Origin of the sequence: Mycobacterium senriense (assembly GCF_019668465.1) — a bacterium.
GTDB classification, from domain to species: Bacteria; Actinomycetota; Actinomycetes; order Mycobacteriales; family Mycobacteriaceae; genus Mycobacterium; species Mycobacterium senriense.
Window position 1 is genome coordinate 5,654,956 of record NZ_AP024828.1, and the last position, 18,061, is coordinate 5,673,016.

Annotated in this window: 18 protein-coding genes; 3 read left to right on the forward strand and 15 right to left on the reverse strand. The window is 69.9% G+C overall.

Translation table 11 applies throughout. From position 1 onward, the window contains the following. Nucleotides 1–94: 94 nt before the first annotated feature. A complete protein-coding gene (locus MTY59_RS26405) occupies nucleotides 95–484 on the forward strand; it encodes a hypothetical protein (RefSeq protein WP_250160674.1) in 390 nt (129 codons plus the stop codon). 155 nt (nucleotides 485–639) lie between these two features. Beyond that, nucleotides 640–1,569: a PPE family protein gene (locus MTY59_RS26410; protein ID WP_221043763.1), complete on the forward strand. Its 930-nt coding sequence runs from the start codon at nucleotides 640–642 to the stop codon at nucleotides 1,567–1,569. A gap of 23 nt (nucleotides 1,570–1,592) precedes the next feature. On the opposite strand, the gene MTY59_RS26415 is transcribed toward MTY59_RS26410, so the two are convergent. The 13 genes from MTY59_RS26415 to dxr form a co-directional block, all read right to left on the reverse strand. Continuing rightward, nucleotides 1,593–2,372, reverse strand: coding sequence for a 3-oxoacyl-ACP reductase (locus MTY59_RS26415; RefSeq protein WP_221043764.1), 780 nt, complete (start codon nucleotides 2,370–2,372; stop codon nucleotides 1,593–1,595). A 3-nt stretch (nucleotides 2,373–2,375) separates the two neighbouring features. Beyond that, a complete protein-coding gene (locus tag MTY59_RS26420; protein ID WP_221043765.1) occupies nucleotides 2,376–3,740 on the reverse strand; it encodes an aldehyde dehydrogenase family protein in 1,365 nt (454 codons plus the stop codon). Next, a complete protein-coding gene (locus MTY59_RS26425) occupies nucleotides 3,737–4,474 on the reverse strand; it encodes a gamma-glutamyl-gamma-aminobutyrate hydrolase family protein (RefSeq protein ID WP_250160675.1) in 738 nt (245 codons plus the stop codon). The genes MTY59_RS26420 and MTY59_RS26425 overlap by 4 nt, the downstream gene beginning before the upstream one ends. Next, nucleotides 4,455–5,849 carry a glutamine synthetase family protein gene (locus MTY59_RS26430; protein WP_221043766.1) on the reverse strand — a complete coding sequence of 465 codons (1,395 nt, stop codon included), beginning with the start codon at nucleotides 5,847–5,849 and terminating at the stop codon, nucleotides 4,455–4,457. Before MTY59_RS26430 ends, MTY59_RS26425 begins: the two co-directional genes overlap by 20 nt. Nucleotides 5,850–5,869: 20 nt before the next feature. Beyond that, entirely contained in the window at nucleotides 5,870–6,421 is a 552-nt protein-coding gene (locus tag MTY59_RS26435; RefSeq protein ID WP_221043767.1) for an alpha/beta hydrolase, read from the reverse strand. A gap of 129 nt (nucleotides 6,422–6,550) precedes the next feature. Further along, entirely contained in the window at nucleotides 6,551–8,053 is a 1,503-nt protein-coding gene (locus MTY59_RS26440) for a cobyric acid synthase (RefSeq protein ID WP_221043768.1), read from the reverse strand. Nucleotides 8,054–8,063: 10 nt separating this feature from the next. Beyond that, nucleotides 8,064–8,921: a type I methionyl aminopeptidase gene (gene map, locus MTY59_RS26445; protein WP_221043769.1), complete on the reverse strand. Its 858-nt coding sequence runs from the start codon at nucleotides 8,919–8,921 to the stop codon at nucleotides 8,064–8,066. Nucleotides 8,922–9,059: 138 nt separating this feature from the next. Continuing rightward, complete coding sequence (locus MTY59_RS26450; RefSeq protein ID WP_064954439.1) at nucleotides 9,060–9,644, reverse strand: DUF1707 SHOCT-like domain-containing protein; 585 nt, start codon at nucleotides 9,642–9,644, stop codon at nucleotides 9,060–9,062. Between the two features lie 154 nt (nucleotides 9,645–9,798). Next, a complete protein-coding gene (locus MTY59_RS26455) occupies nucleotides 9,799–11,613 on the reverse strand; it encodes a penicillin-binding transpeptidase domain-containing protein (protein ID WP_221043770.1) in 1,815 nt (604 codons plus the stop codon). 107 nt (nucleotides 11,614–11,720) lie between these two features. Continuing rightward, nucleotides 11,721–12,575 carry a GNAT family N-acetyltransferase gene (locus MTY59_RS26460; RefSeq protein ID WP_221043771.1) on the reverse strand — a complete coding sequence of 285 codons (855 nt, stop codon included), beginning with the start codon at nucleotides 12,573–12,575 and terminating at the stop codon, nucleotides 11,721–11,723. 47 nt (nucleotides 12,576–12,622) lie between these two features. Next, on the reverse strand, nucleotides 12,623–13,789 hold the full coding sequence (gene ispG / locus MTY59_RS26465; protein ID WP_221043772.1) for a flavodoxin-dependent (E)-4-hydroxy-3-methylbut-2-enyl-diphosphate synthase: 1,167 nt from the start codon (nucleotides 13,787–13,789) through the stop codon (nucleotides 12,623–12,625). A 22-nt stretch (nucleotides 13,790–13,811) separates the two neighbouring features. Beyond that, on the reverse strand, nucleotides 13,812–15,035 hold the full coding sequence (locus MTY59_RS26470; RefSeq protein ID WP_221043773.1) for a M50 family metallopeptidase: 1,224 nt from the start codon (nucleotides 15,033–15,035) through the stop codon (nucleotides 13,812–13,814). 19 nt (nucleotides 15,036–15,054) lie between these two features. Further along, a complete protein-coding gene (gene dxr, locus MTY59_RS26475) occupies nucleotides 15,055–16,266 on the reverse strand; it encodes a 1-deoxy-D-xylulose-5-phosphate reductoisomerase (RefSeq protein ID WP_221043774.1) in 1,212 nt (403 codons plus the stop codon). Between the two features lie 108 nt (nucleotides 16,267–16,374). Here dxr and MTY59_RS26480 point away from each other — a divergent pair, with 108 nt between their 5' ends. Beyond that, entirely contained in the window at nucleotides 16,375–16,629 is a 255-nt protein-coding gene (locus tag MTY59_RS26480; protein ID WP_221043775.1) for a DUF2631 domain-containing protein, read from the forward strand. Nucleotides 16,630–16,646: 17 nt separating this feature from the next. Here the strand turns inward: MTY59_RS26480 and MTY59_RS26485 are convergent, their stop codons facing one another. Both MTY59_RS26485 and dsbE read right to left on the reverse strand, forming a co-directional pair. After that, complete coding sequence (locus MTY59_RS26485) at nucleotides 16,647–17,507, reverse strand: cytochrome c biogenesis CcdA family protein (protein WP_221043776.1); 861 nt, start codon at nucleotides 17,505–17,507, stop codon at nucleotides 16,647–16,649. A 1-nt stretch (nucleotide 17,508) separates the two neighbouring features. Further along, nucleotides 17,509–18,015, reverse strand: a complete 507-nt coding sequence (gene dsbE, locus MTY59_RS26490; protein ID WP_221043777.1) for a disulfide bond-forming protein DsbE — start codon at nucleotides 18,013–18,015, stop codon at nucleotides 17,509–17,511. Nucleotides 18,016–18,061 lie beyond the last annotated feature (46 nt).

An 18,061-nucleotide genomic window follows, 5' to 3' on the forward strand; every position in this document is an offset into this window, starting at 1 on the left:
CTTCGCGCGGTACATTCGGTGCACTGTGGTTTTCCGGGGCGTTGGCGTAACTCGGCGATGGCAGTCGGCCATCGCGATTACCGCGGCGCTAGGGGTGTTCATCGCCCTGGTCACGGGCTCGTGGGTGCGGCCCAATTTCGCCGCCGCGGCGCCGCCGGAGCCGGCGGCGTGGTCAGCGGCGACCGTCACCCCGCACCCCGGGCCGATGCATCAGCATCCCGTCGCCCTCAGCCGGGTCGCCCTGACCGCTGAGCGGTCTTCGGCACCGGCGAACAAGACCAACCACAAGCCGTTCCGCAGCGCATGGATGACGAAAGAACGGCCCCTGACGTGGAATCGGTTGTCACCGCAATCGGTGCTGATGCCGGCGCCATTGTCGTTGACCCCCACAGGGTTTACGTGCGCCGGCACCCAGCCCCGCGCACCCGCGGCCACCGCGCCCGACCGAGATATCTTGACCCGGATCTGCATCGCCCGCCGCTGATCGTTGCGCCCGGGCCAGGCGTGTTTCGCCGACGCAGGTGTGTGCGCGCGACACGTGAGCGCCCCGCGGCTTGTAACCCCCGTGTCTATCTCGTGAAAGAAGACCCTCATGTTCTCGGGCACCACTTGTACCGCCACAGGCAGGCGGAGGTTGTAATGAATTTTGCGACGCTACCTCCGGAGATCAGCTCCGGGCTGATGTATTCGGGTCCCGGCGCGGGATCGATGATGCGCGCCGCGGCGGCGTGGGAAGCGTTGGCCGCACGGCTCTTCAGCGCCGCGGCCGACTACCGGACGGTGACCGCGCGGCTGGCGACCAACGGCGATGGCGCGGCGCTGCGCCAAGCCGCGGCACGGTACGTCGACTGGCTCGACGCCGTCGCGGCCGGCAGCGAGCATGCGGCCACCCAGCTCACGGCGGCGGCCGGCGCGCATCAGTCGGCCTTCACGGCGACGGTGCCGCCAGCGGAGATCGCCCGCAACCGGACGCACCGAATGTCACTGGTTTCGGCGAATTGTCTGGGCCAGCGCAGCGCGGCGATCGCGAACGCCGATGCCGAGTACGACGCGATGTGGGCGCGAAACGCCGACGCCATGCACGCCTACGCCGAGGCCGCGGCCGGTGCCGTGGCGATGACCCCGTTCCCCGCCCCGCCGGGCAATCCCGCTGTGACGAAACGTCATTGGGCCCTGCAGTCGGCGCCGGACGTCATAACCGCCGGCTGCGAACTGATGTCGGCGATACCCGACGCCCTCAAAGGGCTGTCCTCGTCGCCGCTGACCACGCTCGAAGCGTCCCTCGCCGCGGTCACCCCGTCGCTCTCGAAATTGAATTCGGTGACCGCGCCGTCGGACTTCGCGATCGGCCACCTCAATTCGATGAACAAGACGGCGGCCCTGCAATCGCTGTTCCCCAAGCCCGCTGTCAGCAACGGCGTGAATGCGGGCCTGGGCCGCGGGACGCCGGTCGGTGTGCTGTCGGTGCCGCGCGCCTGGGCGGCCGCCGCCCCCATGACGGAGCGGCTGCGCGAGGACCGGGTCCGCGAGCCCATCCGCCTGGTCGCGATCAGCGAGCATCCCGGGTGACATGCCGCCGACGATCGCGGCGGTTACAGCGGGGTGACATAGGCGGCGCTGATGCCGCCGTCGACCATGAACGTCGAAGCGGTGATGAATGACGCGTCATCGCTGGCCAAAAAGGCTACCGCCGCGGCGATTTCGTCGGGGTGGGCGAACCGGCCCACCGGGACGTGCACCAGCCGGCGGGCGGCCCGCTCGGGATCCTTGGCGAAAAGCTCTTGCAGCAGCGGGGTGTTCACGGGCCCGGGGCACAGCGCGTTGACCCGGATGCCCTGCCGGGCGAACTGCACACCCAGTTCGCGCGACATGGCCAGCACCCCGCCCTTGGCGGCGGTGTAGGAGATCTGCGAGGTCGCCGACCCCAGGACGGCGACGAATGACGCCGTGTTGATGATGGAGCCCTGCTGCGCGGGAACCATGTGCCGCAACGCCGCCCGGCAGCACAGGTACACCGACTTCAGGTTGACGTCCTGGACGCGTTGCCACGCGGGCAGTTCGGTGTCCTCGATGACGTCGTCGTCGGGGGGCGAGATGCCGGCGTTGTTGAACGCGATGTCGATGCGCCCGTGGGCGCGCGCCGCGGTGTCGAAGAGCCCGTTGACCGCGGCCTCGTCGGAGACGTCGGTGGGCACGAACAAGCCGGACAGTTCGTCCGCCGCCGCGCCGCCCGCGTCGGCATCGATGTCAGCGACCACGATGGTCGCGCCCTCGGCATGCATCCGCCGCGCCGCGGCCAGCCCGATGCCGCCGCCGGCGCCGGTGACGACGGCCACGCGGCCCGCCAATCGTCGGGTGAGATCGACCGCCACCGCCTAGTCCTCTCTGATCGCGATGAACACGTTCTTGGTCTCGGTGAAGTGCAGCGGCGCGTCCGGGCCCAGCTCACGGCCCAGCCCGGACTGCTTGAATCCGCCGAACGGCGTGCTGTACCGCACCGACGAGTGCGAATTCACGGACAGATTGCCGGATTCGATCGCCCGGGACACGCGCAGCGCGCGGGACAGGTCGTTGGTCCAGATCGATCCGGACAGTCCGTAGCTGGTGTCGTTGGCCAACCCGACGGCGTCCTGCTCGTCGTCGAAGGCCAGCACCGTAACGACCGGGCCGAAGATCTCGTCGGTGACGCTGCGGTCGGTGCGCTGCGGAGTCAGAACCGTTGGCGGGAACCAGAATCCGCGGCCAGCCGGCGCGGTGCCGCGGAACGCGACGGGGGCGTCGTCGGGCACATACGACGCGACCTTGTCGCGGTGTGCGGCCGACACCAGCGGACCCATTTCGGTGTCCCGGGACGCCGGATCGCCGACGACGACGCCGGTGACGGCGGGCTCGAGCAGCTCCATGAACCGGTCATAGACGCTGCGCTGCACCAGCATTCGGCTCCGCGCGCAGCAGTCCTGTCCCGCGTTGTCGAACACCCCGGCCGGTGCGGTCGCCGCGGCGCGCTCGAGGTCGCAGTCGGCGAACACGATGTTGGCGCTCTTGCCGCCCAGTTCCAGGGTCACCCGCTTCACGTGAGCGGCCGCGCCGGACATTACCCGCTTGCCGACGTCGGTGGACCCGGTGAACACGATCTTGCGGATGCCGGGGTGGGTGACGAACCGCTCCCCGACCACCGCGCCCCGGCCCGGCAGCACCTGGAGCAGGTCCGCGTCGAGTCCGGCCTGCACCGCGAGCTCACCGAGCCGGATGGTGGTCAGCGGCGTCGCCTCGGCGGGTTTGATCAGCACGGCGTTGCCCGCGGCCAACGCCGGTGCGAAACCCCACGACGCGATGGGCATCGGGAAGTTCCACGGCGTGATCACACCGACGACGCCCATCGGCTCGTTGAACGTGACGTCCAGGCCACCGGCAACGGGAATTTGCTTGCCGGACAAGCGTTCCGGGCTGGCCGCGTAGAAGTTCAACACGTCGCGGACGTGACCGGCCTCCCATTCGGCGGACGCGATGGGATGCCCGGAGTTGGCGACCTCGAGTGCGGCCAGCTCGCCGAGATGGGCGTCGACGGCGCCGGCGAAGTCCCGCAGGCCGGCGGCCCGCTCGGCCGGGGACACCCGCGCCCACCGTCGCTGGGCCGCCCGCGCCCGGTCCACCGCGTCGTCGACCGCGGCGGCGTCGGCGTGTTCGACCGAGCGCAGCACTTCCTCGGTCGCGGGGTTGATCAGCCGCGCGGCGCTCAACTCGCGCGCCCCGCGTAGGACCGGGCCGCGTCGACGATCGCGGCGAACAACCGCAGGTCTTCCAGCGACTGTTCGGGATGCCATTGCACCGCAAGCACAAACCTGTCGCCCGGCAGCTCCAGCGCCTCGACGACGCCGTCGGCGTCCCGCGCGCTGACCACCAGGCCGTCCCCCACCCGGTCGACGGCCTGGTGGTGATAGCTCGGCGCATCGGCGGACTCCCCGACCAGCGCGGCCAGCCGGGTGCCCGCCACCGTGCGCACCGGCAGCCTGGTGAACACCCCGTTGCCCGCCCGGTGCCCGCTGTGCCCGAGCACGTCGGGCAGGTGCTGGTGCAGCGTGCCGCCCAGCGCGACGTTGAGCACCTGTGCGCCGCGGCAGATTCCCAGCACCGGCAGGCCCCGCCGCAGGGCGCCCTGCAACAGCGCGAATTCCCAGGCGTCGCGGTCGGTGCGGGGCGCGTCCGTGGTCGGGTGCGGTTGCTGGCCGTAGCTCGCGGGGTCCAGATCGTATCCCCCGGTGATCACCAGTCCGTGCAGGCCGTCCAGTACCGCGTCGACGATCTCGGCGTCCACCGGCTGCGGCGGCAGCAGCACCGCGATCCCGCCGGCCAGCAGGACGCCTTCGAAGTAGTCGGACGGTAGGTACCCGGCGCGGATGTCCCAGATGCCGGTCTGCACCTGTTCCAGATACGTCGTCAGGCCGATCAGCGGTCTAGAGGCGTTCAAACCCACGTATCCTCTCCCAGTCGGTGACCGCCGCGTTGAACGCCGCCAGCTCCACCCGGGCGTTGTTCAGGTAGTGGGCGACCACGTCGTCGCCGAACACGTCCCGCGCGAGCGTCGAGTGCTCGAACACCGAGGCCGCCTCGGCCAGCGTGACGGGCAACCGCTCGACGCCGGGAGCCTGGTAAGCGTTTCCCGCGCAGGGCTCCGGTAGCTCGAGGCCCCGTTCGATACCGTACAGCCCGCCGGCGACCATCGCCGCCACCGCCAGATACGGGTTGACGTCGCCGCCGGGGACCCGGCACTCGACCCGGGTGTTGGGCCCGTGGCCGACCACCCGCAGCGCACAGGTGCGATTGTCCAATCCCCACGCCAGCGCGGTGGGCGCGAAACTACCGTCGGCGAATCGCTTGTAGGAGTTGATGTTCGGCGCATAAAAGAGTGTGAGGTCGCGCAGGGTGGCCAGCAGGCCGGCCAGAAAACCGCAGAACACCGACGACATGCCGCGCGGGCGGCTGGGGTCGGCGAACACCGCGCCGCCCTGTGGATCGCGCAGCGAGAGGTGAACGTGACAGCTGTTCCCTTCTCGCTCATCGTATTTGGCCATGAACGTCAGACTCTTTCCGTGCTGGTCGGCGATCTCCTTGGCACCGTTCTTGTAGATGACGTGGTTGTCGCAGGTGACCAGGGCATCGGCGTACCGGAAGCCGATTTCCTGCTGCCCCCTGTTGCATTCGCCCTTGACGGCCTCGAATCGCAGGCCGGCGCCGATCATTCCCTGGCGGATGTCGCGCAGCAGCGGCTCCATGCGCGACGACGCCGAGATCGCGTAGTCGATGTTGTAGTCGCTGGCCGGGGTCAGCCCGCGGTAGCCGTTGGCCCAGGCCTGGCGGTAGGTCTCGTCGAACACGATGAATTCCAGCTCGGTGGCGACGTTGGCGGCCAGGCCCCGGTCGGCCAGCCGGTCCAGCTGGCGGCGCAGGATTGCCCGCGGCGCCACGGCGACCGGGCTGCCGTCGGCCCAGCCCACGTCGGCGATCACCAAGGCCGTACCGGGCAGCCAGGGAATGCGGCGCATGGTGGACAGGTCGGGCCTGGCCACCGTGTCGCCGTACCCGGTGTCCCAGCTCGACATCGCATACCCGCCCACGGTGTTCATGTCGACGTCGACGGCGAGCAGGTAGCCGCAGCACTCGGCGCCGTGGGCGGCCACGTCGTCGACGAACAGCCGCGCGTCGATCCGCTTCCCGACCAGCCGGCCCTGCATGTCGGCGAATGCCACGATGACGGTGTCCACCTCGCCGGTGCCCACGAGTCGTTCGAGCGCGGCCAACGGCAACCTGGCGGCGTTCGGGTCGGTCACAGCACTTTCTTCACTGGCCATGACCGTCAGTCAACCAGGCGCTACCAGCCGCTGGTGCGCAAAATGATCTCGGCCGCCAGCTGCGCCGTCGACTCCTGCACGGTCCGCCGCCCCAGGTGCACCACCCGGTAGTCGGCGTAGACGTAGCGCTGGCTCTCCTGGGCCACCGCCCGGGTGGCCGGCGAGCTGACCAACACGGTGGTGCCGATCTCGACCGGCGGGCAGTGCCCGTCGGTGATGGCGCCCTCGTAATTGGCGGCCCGCGGATGGCCGCGATCGATCACCACCAGCCCGACGAACCGGCCCAGCCGGGTCGCGGTCAGTTCCCAGGCGAGTTCGCCGCCGGCGCGATCACCCATCACCACGGCCCACCCGATGCCCAGCGCATCGAGGATGCCGATCACCGACTTGGGGGTCAGGCGCGGATCGAAACCGACCACGACCGTTCGAAGCGACGCGGTGTGCAGCCGCTCGCACACGGCATCGTAGGCCGCCGGGACGCGGTCCTCGTCGCCCAATATGACGACGACGACGCCGTTCTCCGGACCGCCCACGACCACCGGGACGGGGAACCCGTCCAGAGTGGTCATCATCGAGGACACCCAAGCACGCTACAGCCAATCGGCATGCGAGCGCGACGATTCTGGGCATCTGGTACGCAAATGAGGTATTTTTACCATGCCGTCAATAGCAGCGCTCATGCCGCTGGTTCAGCGAATGCCCTACGGCGACAAGCGACTTGAGAGCACCGGCCGCCGCGGCGGACCATCAAGCAGGCTGAGAACACCCCCGACGTCCAGATGAGACGCCAGCAGGTCGGCGGCGAGATCGAGCTGGGTATCGCGGCGCGCGGCGACGTTGACATCGCCGACCACGAAACCGCCGCGCCCGGCCGCATCGGCGACCCGGCGCAGCCACCCGCGCCGGAAATCGTCGTTGTCGAGCAGGCCGTGCCAATGGGTCCCGAAGACCGCGCCGCGCACTACACCCTGCGGACCCTGGTCCGCATCGACCGCGAACCAGCCCTGCTCGGCACAGCGGGCGACCCGCCCGTGATGGATCTCGTAGCCGGTGAGGGGCCGCTGCCAGCGGCGCAAAGTCTTCTCGGGAGCAAAGGTGATGTCGACGTCGAGCAGACCCAGGCCGGGCACGCCCGCGGCCCCGGATTCCACCGGATCGTCCAGGCGACTGCACAGCATTTGAAATCCCCCGCAGATTCCCAGCACCGGCTTGCCGGCGCCGGCGTGCGCGCTGATCGCGTCGGCCAGGCCCCGATCGCGCAGCCAAGACAGGTCGGAGACAGTGGCTTTGCTGCCGGGGATGACGATCAGATCGGCGTCGGTGACGTCGGCGGGGTCGGCGACCCAGCGCACCAGCACACCGGGCTCGCAGGCGAGTGCCTCGACGTCGGTGGAGTTGGAGATCCGGGGTAGCCGGATGGCGGCCACCCGCAGCCACTGTTCGCCGAGCGGAGGTGCCGGCGTGCCGATGGCACGGTGCGCGACCACCGACAGCGAGTCCTCGGCGTCCAGCCACAGCTGGTCGGCATACGGCAGCACCCCGTAGGTCGGGCGACCCGTCATGTCATGCAGCTGGCGCAACCCGGGCTCGAGCAGCGCGGGGTCGCCGCGGAATTTGTTGACGATGAAGCCGGCGATCAGGGCCTGGTCGTCGGGCTCGAGCACCGCGACCGTCCCGAACAGGTGTGCCAGCAGGCCGCCGCGGTCGATGTCGCCGACCAGGAGCACCGGCAACTGCGCGGCCCGGGCCAGTCCCATGTTGGCCAGATCGGTGGCGCGCAGATTGATCTCGGCCGGTGAGCCGGCCCCCTCGCAGATCACCGCATCGAATTCGTCACGCAGACAGGTCAATTCGTCGAGTACTACGGAGGCCAGCCGATCACGATGTCGCACATAGCTTTTGGCGCTGACCGAGTCGGCGACCTGACCCTTGATCACCAGCTGCGAGGTGCGGTCACTGCCCGGCTTGAGCAGGATCGGGTTGAACCGCACGCTGGGCTCCAGCCCGGCCGCGCGCGCCTGGATCGCTTGGGCGCGGCCGATCTCACCGCCCTCGACGGTCACCACCGAGTTGTTGGACATGTTCTGCGCCTTGAACGGGGCGACCCGCACCCCGCGGCGGGCCAACAACCGGCACAGGCCCGCCACCACCACCGATTTCCCGGCGTCGGAGCTGGTGCCCGCGACCAGCAGCGCTCCGGTCATCCGGCAAACGTCATGGCAGGGTGAGGATTTCGACGCCGGTGTCGGTGACCAGCAGGGTGTGCTCGAACTGCGCGGTCCACTTGCGGTCGCGGGTGACCACGGTCCAGCCGTCGTCCCAGATCTCGTAGTCCAGGCCGCCGAGGTTGATCATCGGTTCGATGGTGAACGTCATCCCCGGTTGCATGACGGTGGACACCGACGGCTGGTCGTAGTGCAGGACGACCAGGCCGTTGTGGAACGTGGTGCCGATGCCGTGGCCGGTGAAGTCACGAACGACGTTGTAGCCGAACCGGTTTGCGTACGACTCGATGACTCGGCCGACGACCGAGAGCGCACGTCCGGGCTTGACGGCGTTGATGGCGCGCATCGTCGCCTCCCGGGTGCGCTCCACCAGCAGCCGGTGTTCCTCGGAGACATCGCCGGCCAGAAAGGTCGCGTTGGTGTCGCCGTGCACGCCGTCGATGTAGGCGGTGACGTCGATGTTGACGATGTCACCGTCCTCGATCACCGTCGAGTCGGGGATCCCGTGGCAGATCACCTCGTTGAGCGACGTGCAGCACGACTTCGGGTAGCCTTTGTAGCCCAGCGTGGAGGGGTAGGCGCCGTGGTCGACCATGTACTCGTGGGCGATGCGGTCCAGTTCGTCGGTGGTCACCCCGGGTGCGACGGTCTTGCCCGCCTCGACCAGCGCCGCGGCCGCGATCTGGCCGGCGACGCGCATCTTCTCGATCACCTCGGGTGTCTGCACCCACGGTTCGCTGCCCTCTTGGGCCGTGGGCTTGCCGACGTATTCGGGGCGCGGGATACGGCCGGGCACCGGCAGAGTCGGGGACGACTCTCCGGGGGAAAGCGCGGTGCGAGCAGGCATGCGACCAGCTTAATGGCAGGGCGGCCCGGCATTGAGTGCGCTCCAGCGGCCGTGAGTGTGTCCGTCGGGCGGGAATTCGCAGGTTTTCCCGCCCGCGACGCACACTCGACGGGCGCGGCTCGGCGACGGGCTTAGCGATCAGGGCCGCGGGCGGCGCAGCAGCGAACGGCGCGGTCCCCGGATGTTCACCGAGCCGCACACCACCCGACCGGTCAGCACCACGTGCGGCCTGCCCTCACCGGGCGGGTCTTTGCGCCGGTCGCTGGCGCTGCCCACGTAGACCTCGACGTCGTCGATCGACGCGCTGGCCCCGTCGGGCAGCCGAATCTCCACCGAGCCGAACCTCATGTCGAGTTCGATGACCACCACTGGGCCCGCGAACCGCGCCTTGGTGAGGTCGAGTTCCACCGAACCCAGCCGACGGACCAGGGCCAGGCGGGTGGGCACCGTCCATTCGCCGTGACGCCGCAGCGAACCCGCCCAGCCGCGCAGTTCCACCCGGTCGGCCGCGGAGGTGACGATGGCGCCCGGTCCCGGCAGGTCGCCGACCAGACCGTCCAGCTCGCCGCGGGTGCGCGCGTAGGACACCTGCGACGAGCGCTGCTCGAACTCGTCGATGTCGATCAGCCCGAGCGCGACGGCGTTGTGCAGTCGCCGCATCGTGCCGTTGCGGTCGGCGTCGGAGACCCGCAGGGCCACCATGTCGCCGCCGGTATCGGTCATGTTCGCAATTTACCGCTGATGCGGCCCGGGGGCGCTAGGCAAGATGGCGCCGCCCGGCTGCGCCCGGCGCTCGCGCCGCGGCTTGCGACCGGTGCTAGGCAAGATGGCGCCGCCCCGCTGCGCCCGGCGCTCGCGCCGCGCCTTGCGACCGGCGCTAGGCCAGGAAGTTCGGCGGCAGCGCTTCGAACATGAACTTGGTCATCCGAACCGCCCACTCGGAGCTGCCGCCTCCCACGATCAGCGAGGCGAAGGCCAGGTCGCCCCGGTACCCGGCGAACCATGAATGCGACCCACCCGGGAACTCGGCCTCACCGGTCTTTCCGTAGATCTCGCCGCAGCCGGCGATCTCCTTGGCGGTCCCGTTGGTCACCACCAGACGCATCATCGGCCGCAGCGCATCGATCATCTTCGGGCTGATCGGCGTGGTGTCCCCCTGGACCGCCGTCTGCCGACCCGCGATCAGTTGGGGCACGGGTGTCTTGCCGGCGGCGACCGTGGCCGCCACCAGGGCCATGCCGAACGGGCTGGCCAGCACCTTGCCCTGGCCGAAACCGTCCTCCGTGCGTTCGGCCAGGTCCACCGTCGGGGGCACCGACCCCGTCACGGTGGTGACGCCGTCCACCGCGTAGTCGAGGCCGATCCCATACTGGGCGGCCGTCTGGGTCAGGCCGCGCGGGGGCATCCGGCTGCTCAACTCCGCGAAGGTGGTGTTGCACGAGCTGGCGAACGCGCGCGACAGCGACACCACGCCGAGGTCGAAGCCGCCGTAGTTGGGCACCGTGCGGTGCCCGATGTCGAGGTGGCCCGGGCAGCCGAGCATCGAGTTGGGCGTGGCCATGTCGCGGTCGACGGCCGCGCCGGCGGTGATCATCTTGAACGTCGAGCCCGGCGGGTACAGGCCGTTGGTGGCGGGCAGACCGTCCGCGTCGGCCCCGCCGTTCTGCGCGATCGCGAGGATCTCCCCCGTCGACGGCTTGATCACCACGATCATCGCCTTGCCGCCCTTGTTGTCGACCGCGCGCTGGGCGGCGTTCTGTACGACCCGGTCCAGGGTGATCGACACCGACGGCGCCGGCGATCCTTCGACCTCGTGCAGCACCTCGACCTCGACGCCGTTCTGGTTGACGCTGACCACCCGCCAGCCCGCCTGGCCGTCGAGTTGGTCGACCACGGCCTTCTTCACCGCGGAGATGACCGCGGGCGCGAAATGCGGGTCGGTGGGCAGCATTTCGGGTTGGGGGGTGACCACGACGCCGGGCAGATGCCCGACCAGCGGGGACACCTTGTCGTTGTCGTCGGGGTGCAGCGTGACGCCCAGGTCCACCGGGTGTGGCGTCGAGCTGGCCTGCTCGGCGAGCAGCTGCGGGTCGTTGAGGGCCCCGTTGAAGGGGTGCAGCACGTCGACGATCGCGTGGGCCGTGCCGGACAGTGCGGGTCCGGCCTGGGTGGCGTCCAGCGTGTAGTGGTACAGGTAGCCGGGCACCAGCACGTCGCTGCCGCCGAGCTCGTTCACCGAGGCGCGATGCGGCCGGTCGGCCCGCAGCGCGAACGTCTGGTGCTCGCCCAGCTTGGCGTGCAGCGCGGTGGTGGTCCACCGGACCGCCCAGTGCCCCTCGTCGCGCGCCATCCGTAGCTGGCCGTCGTAGGTCCAGGTCCGGTTCTTGGGTAGGTGCCAGGTGAAGCGGTAGCCGACGGTGCCGCTGTCCTCGGCGTACTTGGCGTTGAGGATCTGCGCGTCGAGGTGTGATGCCTGCAGGCCGGACCAGGCCGCGTTGAGCGCCTCGCGGGCCTCGTTGGGGCTGTCGCTGAGCTGCGCCGCGGTCGCGGTGTCGCCGACGGCCAGGGCGCGGAAGAACTTCTCCGCCGCCGGCCCCGGGCCGTCGGGCCGGGGCGTGCATCCGGACAGGACGATGACCGCCAGCAGCAGCAAGCCTGAGGCGGATGAGGCCATTGTTGTTCTAGTTGCCATCGGTGCAAATGTTATGAACTGCGGCCTGAACAGGGGCGCCGACACACCGAGACCCAACCGTTATGCGTGGATTGAGGGCGGCCCCGCCGTGCTCCGCCAGGCGGCGGCTAGTCGAGCAGCACCGTCGCGAAGGTGCCGATCTCGGCGAAGCCCACTCGGGCGTAGGCGGCGCGGGCCACCGTGTTGAAGTCGTTGACGTAGAGGCTGGCCGTGCGCCCGGTGCCGACGATCACCGCGGCGACCGTCGCGGTACCGGCGGTGCCCAGGCCCAGCCCGCGCCACTCCGGGTGCACCCACACCCCCTGGATCTGGCCCACCCCCGGGGACTGCGAGCCCACCTCGGCCTTGAAGACGACCTGGCCGTGCTCGAACCGCGCCCAGGCCCGCCCGGCCGTGATCAGACTGGCCACCCGCCGCCGGTAGCCGCGGCCGCCATCGCCGAGCCGCGGGTCGACGCCCACTTCGCCGATGAACATGTCGACGGCGGCCACCAGGTAGGCGTCCAGCTCCTCGGGCCGGACCTGCCGCACACCGGGATCCAGCTCGCAGCTGGGGTGGTTGGACAAGGCCAGCAGCGGCTGGTGGTCGCGCACATCACGGGCCGGGCCCCAGGCCGCCTCGAGCCGCTCCCACATCGGCATCACCAAATCGGCCCTGCCGACCAGCGACGAGCAGCGCCGCGTTCCGCGCATGGCCTCGTCGGCGAACGCGCTCAGGTCGGCGGGCGCGCCGCGCAGCGGGATCAGGTTGGCGCCGGCGAAGCACAGGGATTCGTCGGCACCACGCAGCGTCCACAGTTCGCCGCCGATCGAATTGGGGTCGATGCCGTGGTCGGCCACCCGGGCCGCGACCATGCACGACGCGACGGGATCATCGTCGAGCACCCGCCAGACCGCGGCCGCGTCGCGCACCAGGGCCACCCGTCGCTCACCGACAAGGCGGAACAGGGGCGGAGCCGACATGGGGCGAACTCTCCGTGGTGCGAACTCTTAGACCGGCGCTGGCGTTATCAGCTTACGGTGACGACAGGTGAACCGCTGGATGTTGTTTCCGGATCGTCACCGCTGTTCATCTCCGAGGCGATCCGCATTGCCTCTTCAATCAACGTCTCGACAATCTGCGCTTCCGGCACGGTCTTGATGACTTCGCCGCGAACGAAGATCTGGCCCTTGCCATTTCCCGACGCGACGCCGAGGTCGGCCTCGCGGGCCTCGCCCGGGCCGTTGACGACGCAGCCCATCACTGCGACGCGCAGCGGCACGTCCAGACCGTCCAGGCCGGCGCTCACCGCGTTGGCCAACGTGTACACGTCGACCTGGGCTCGACCGCAGGACGGGCACGACACGATCTCCAGCCCCCGCGGCCGCAGGTTCAGCGACTCGAGGATCTGGATGCCGACCTTGACCTCCTCGACCGGGGGCGCCGACAGCGACACCCGGATGGTGTCGCCGATGCCGCGCGACAGCAGCGCGCCGAAGGCGACCGCGGACTTGATGGTGCCCTGGAAGGCCGGTCCGGCCTCGGTGACCCCGAGATGCAGCGGGTAATCGCACTGCTCGGCCAGCTGCTCGTAGGCGGCGACCATCACCACGGGGTCGTTGTGCTTGACGCTGATCTTGATGTCGCCAAAGCCGTGCTCCTCGAACAACGAGGCCTCCCACAGCGCGGACTCGACCAGCGCCTCGGGGGTGGCCTTGCCGTACTTCTCCATGAACCGCCTGTCCAGCGAGCCGGCGTTGACGCCGATGCGGATCGGGATGTTCGCCGCTGCAGCCGCTTTGGCGACCTCGCCGACCCGGCCGTCGAATTCCTTGATGTTGCCGGGGTTCACCCGTACCGCGGCGCACCCCGCGTCGATGGCGGCGAAGATGTACTTGGGCTGGAAGTGGATGTCGGCGATGACCGGGATCTGGCTGTGCCGGGCGATCTCGGCCAGCGCGTCGGCGTCCTCCTGACGCGGGCAGGCGACCCGGACGATGTCGCAGCCGGCCGCGGTCAGTTCGGCGATCTGCTGCAGCGTCGTGTTGACGTCATGCGTCTTCGTGGTGCACATCGACTGCACCGAAATCGGATAGTCGCTGCCGACCCCGACGTCACGGACCATCAATTGGCGCGTGGGACGCCGGGGAGCGAGCGTGGGCGCCGGAGTCTGCGGCATGCCCAGGCCAGTGGTCACTGTGTTGATTCCTTCGGTTTCGTTATTGGAAAAGCCTGATCGGGTTGACCAGATCGGCGGTCACGGTCAGCAGCATGTAGCCGACCACGAACACCAGCACGACGTACGTCGCGGGCATGAGTTTGAGGTAGTTCACCGGCGCGGCCGCGACCATGCCGCGGGCCGACCGGACCAGGTTGCGGACCTTCTCGAACACCGCGATGGCGATGTGGCCGCCGTCGAACGGCAGCAGCGGCACCAGGTTGATCGCGCCCAGGATGAGGTTCAGCTGGGCCAGGAAGAACCAGAACGCCACCCACAACCCGTGGTCGACGGTGTCGCCGCCGATGATGCTGGCCCCGACGACACTCATCGGCGTCTGCGGGTCGCGCTGCCCGCCGCCGATGGCATGCACCAGCGCGCCGACCTTGGTGGGGATCGCGACCAGCGCCTTGCCCACCTCGCCGGTGAGGTCACCGGCGAAGGCGACGGTGGCCGGGATCGCCGTGAACACCCCGTAGTGCGTGGGCGCGACCTTGACGGCGCCGACGCCGATGGCGCCGACCGTCGAGGGCTGCTGCTGGCCGCCCTGCCCGTTGGTCCCGGTGGGCAGGTAGCGCTGGGTGGTGGTGACGTCCACGTAGGTGGTGATCGGGGTGCCGTTGCGCTCGGCGACGATCGGGACATTGCCGTGCGCCTTGCGGATGGCGGCGGCCATGTCGTCGAAGGTCGACACCGGGGTGTCGCCCACCTTGACGATGACGTCGCCGGGCCGGATTCCGGCGAGCGCCGCCGGCCCGGGCCCGGTGCAGTTCGCGATCTTGCCGGGCGCCACTTCCGGCGCCACACAAGCGGTTTCGCCGACGACCGCCTGGGTCGGCGGATGCAGGTTCGGCAGCCCCCAGATCAGCGCGATGACGTAGAGCAGCACCAGGCAGATGATGAAGTTGGCGGCGGGCCCGGCGAACAGCACCGCGACTCGCTTCCAGACCTTCTGCTTGAACATGGCGCGGTCGGTCTCGTCGGGCGCCAGCTCCTCCACCGAGGTCATGCCGGCGATGTCGCAGAAGCCGCCCAGCGGAACCGCCTTGAGGCCGTACTCGGTTTCACCGCGCCGGGTCGACCACAGGGTGGGACCGAAGCCGACGAAGTAGCGCCGCACCTTCATGCCGGTCGCGCGCGCAACCCACATGTGCCCGCACTCGTGCAGGGCCACCGAGATCAGGATGGCCAGTGCGAACAACACAATGCCGATGACGAACATCATTTGGCTGCGAGGACCTTTCTCACGCCACTCCGGAGGCTTTTGCTGACACCTTGGCGGGCTGGGCTTGCGCGACGGCACGCCGCGCCTTCTCCCGTGCCCAGCGCTGCGCGTCGAGTACCTCATCCACGTTAGCGGGTGAAACGGCCCATTGGTCGGCGGCGTGCAGCACGTCGGCGATGGTTTTGACAATCGCGGGGAACCCGACCCGGCCCGCGAGGAAGGCCTCCGCCGCCTCCTCGTTGGCCGCGTTGTAGACGGCGGTCATGCAGCCACCGGTCTGCCCGGCGTGCCGGGCCAGCTCGACGGCCGGGAAAACGTCCTCGTCCAGCGGCTCGAATTCCCAGCTAGACGCCGTGCTGAAGTCACAGCTGGCGGCCGCGCCGGGGACCCGCTGCGGCCAGCCCAGGGCCAGCGAGATCGGCAGTTTCATGTCCGGCGGGCTGGCCTGGGCAAGCGTCGAGCCGTCCACGAACGTGACCATCGAATGAACAATCGACTGAGGGTGCACGACCACCTCGATCCGGTCGTACGGGATGCCGAACAGCAGGTGGGTCTCGATCAGCTCCAGCCCCTTGTTGACCAGCGAGGCCGAGTTCAGCGTGTTCATCGGGCCCATGGACCACGTCGGATGGGCGCCCGCCTGCTCCGGAGTGACGTCCTCGAGCTGGGCGGCCGTCCAGCCACGGAACGGGCCGCCGGAGGCGGTCAGCACCAGCTTGGCGACTTCGTCGGGGCCCCCGCCGCGCAGGCACTGCGCCAGCGCGGAATGTTCGGAGTCCACCGGCACGATCTGCCCCGGCTGGGCGGCCCGCAGCACCAGCGGACCGCCGGCGATCAGCGATTCCTTGTTGGCCAGCGCCAGCCGGGCGCCCGATTCCAGCGCGGCCAGCGTGGGCCGCAGCCCCAACGCCCCCACCAGCGCGTTGAGCACGACATCGGCCTCGGTCTCCTGCACCAGCCGGGTTGCCGCTTCGGGGCCGGAGAACGGGATGTCGCCGGCCCGCTGTGCCGCGCCCTCGTCGGCGACCGCGATGTTGGTCACACCGGTCTCGGCGCGCTGCCGCAACAGCGTGTCCAGGTGGGCGCCGCCCGCGGCCAGACCGACCACCTCGAAGCGGTCCGGGTTGGCGGCGATGACGTCCAGCGCCTGGGTGCCGATGGAGCCGGTGCTGCCCAGCACCAGCACACGCAGGCGGTCCCGCGTTTGCCCATCGGTCGTCGGGTTGGTCACCCATTCATTGTGCCGCCCGGCGCCCACGCGGGCCACGCCCCGCAGGCCCGCCGGCGGGTATGCCAGAATTTGGGTTCGACAAGCCAATCCGATCCGAAGGGGATTGCCGTGGCCAGTACCGAGGTGGAGCGCTTCAACGGCGTCGACGACGTGGAGGTGCCGTCGGCAGCGTGGGGTTGGAGCAGGATCAACCACCGCACCTGGCACATTGCCGGCCTGATCGGCTTCGGATTCCTGCTGGCGATGCTGCGCGGCAACCACGTCGGCCACATCGAGAACTGGTTCCTGATCGCGTTCGCGGCGCTGATCCTCGTCGCGCTGATCCGCGACCTGTGGGGCCGCCGCCGCGGCTGGATCAGGTAGCGGCCACCCCGTTCGCCCTAGCGATGCGCCCGGCGATGCCAGGCGCCGCCGATCACGACCACCGCCAGCCCGACCACCGCGATCACCCACGGCCACCCGCCGTGCTGATGCACCCAGCCGGCCACCGTGCCCTGCAGCCGCCCGGCCGCGCTGATCACCGCGTCCTGCGGGTTGCCGTTCGCGCCGAACAGGCGCACCTCATAGCCGCCGTAATAGGCCACGTACAGGCCGACCAGCACCAGCAACGCGCCGCAGATCCGGTTGACGAACGGCAGCATGCGGCGCAACCGGTCCACCATCGCCGAGCTCGCCGTCGCCGCCGCGACCGCCAGCACCCCGACCACCAGGGTCAGCCCCGCGCTGTAGGCGAGGTAGATCGCCACGCCGGTGGCGATCGATCCCCCGCGCAGACCGGCGGCGGTGACGGCCAGAAACGGCCCGACGGTGCACGACAACGAGGCGATCGCGTAGCTGACGCCATACCCGTACATGGAGCCCAGCCGGGCGGTGGGGGCCCACCGTGGCCCCAGCGGCCGCGGGGTCAGGGCCGACAGCGCCCGGCCCGACAGGAGCCACACCCCGAGCCCGATCAGCACCACGCCCACGACCACGGTGGCGTACGGCAGATATCGCTGTACGGTCGTGGCCGCCGAGACGGTCAGCGCACCGAACACGCCGAACACCGTCAGGAAGCCCAGCGCCATCCCGACGGTGGCCGCCAGCGCCCGCCCGGCCGCCGTCACACCCGACGAGGCCCCGGCGCGCTGGCCGCGCACCACCAGCAGCAGGTAGGCGGGCAGCATGGCGAAGCCGCATGGGTTCAGCGCGGCCACCAGCCCGGCGGCGAAGGCCAGACCGACCAGACCCTGGTCCGCCAAGTCAGGACCTCAGGGCGGAGACCCGGTCGGCGAGCTCCTGCTGCGACATCGCCGAGGTCGGGTTGTTGACGAACGTCGAGCTGCCGTCCGCGCGGTAGAACACGTACGCGGGCTGCCAGGGGACGTTGTAACGGGCCCAGATGGATCCGTCGGCGTCGTTGAGGTTGGTGAAGTTCAGGCCGTATTTGGCGACGAAGGTCTGTTCCGCGCCGACGTCCGAGTGCCCGGCCACCCCGACGAAGGTGACGCCGGGATTGGCCGCCGCCACCCGGCTGACGCCGGGGGCTTCGGCGTTGCAGAACGGGCAGAACGGCGCCCAGAACCACAGCACCGCGGGCTTGCCCTGCAAACCGGCGCCGTTGAACGGCGCACCGCTGAGCGTCGTCCCGGTGAATTGCAGCCGGTCGTCGGCGGCCTGCGCGCGTGGCGCGCCGCCCAGCACGACGATCAGTGCCACGGCCAAAACCGCCGCGGCAACCAACCTGAGCGGAGAGAACAAGCGAATCATGGCGCACCCCCGTTTGCTGGCGTTATGCCTTAAAGACGTGCGCGTC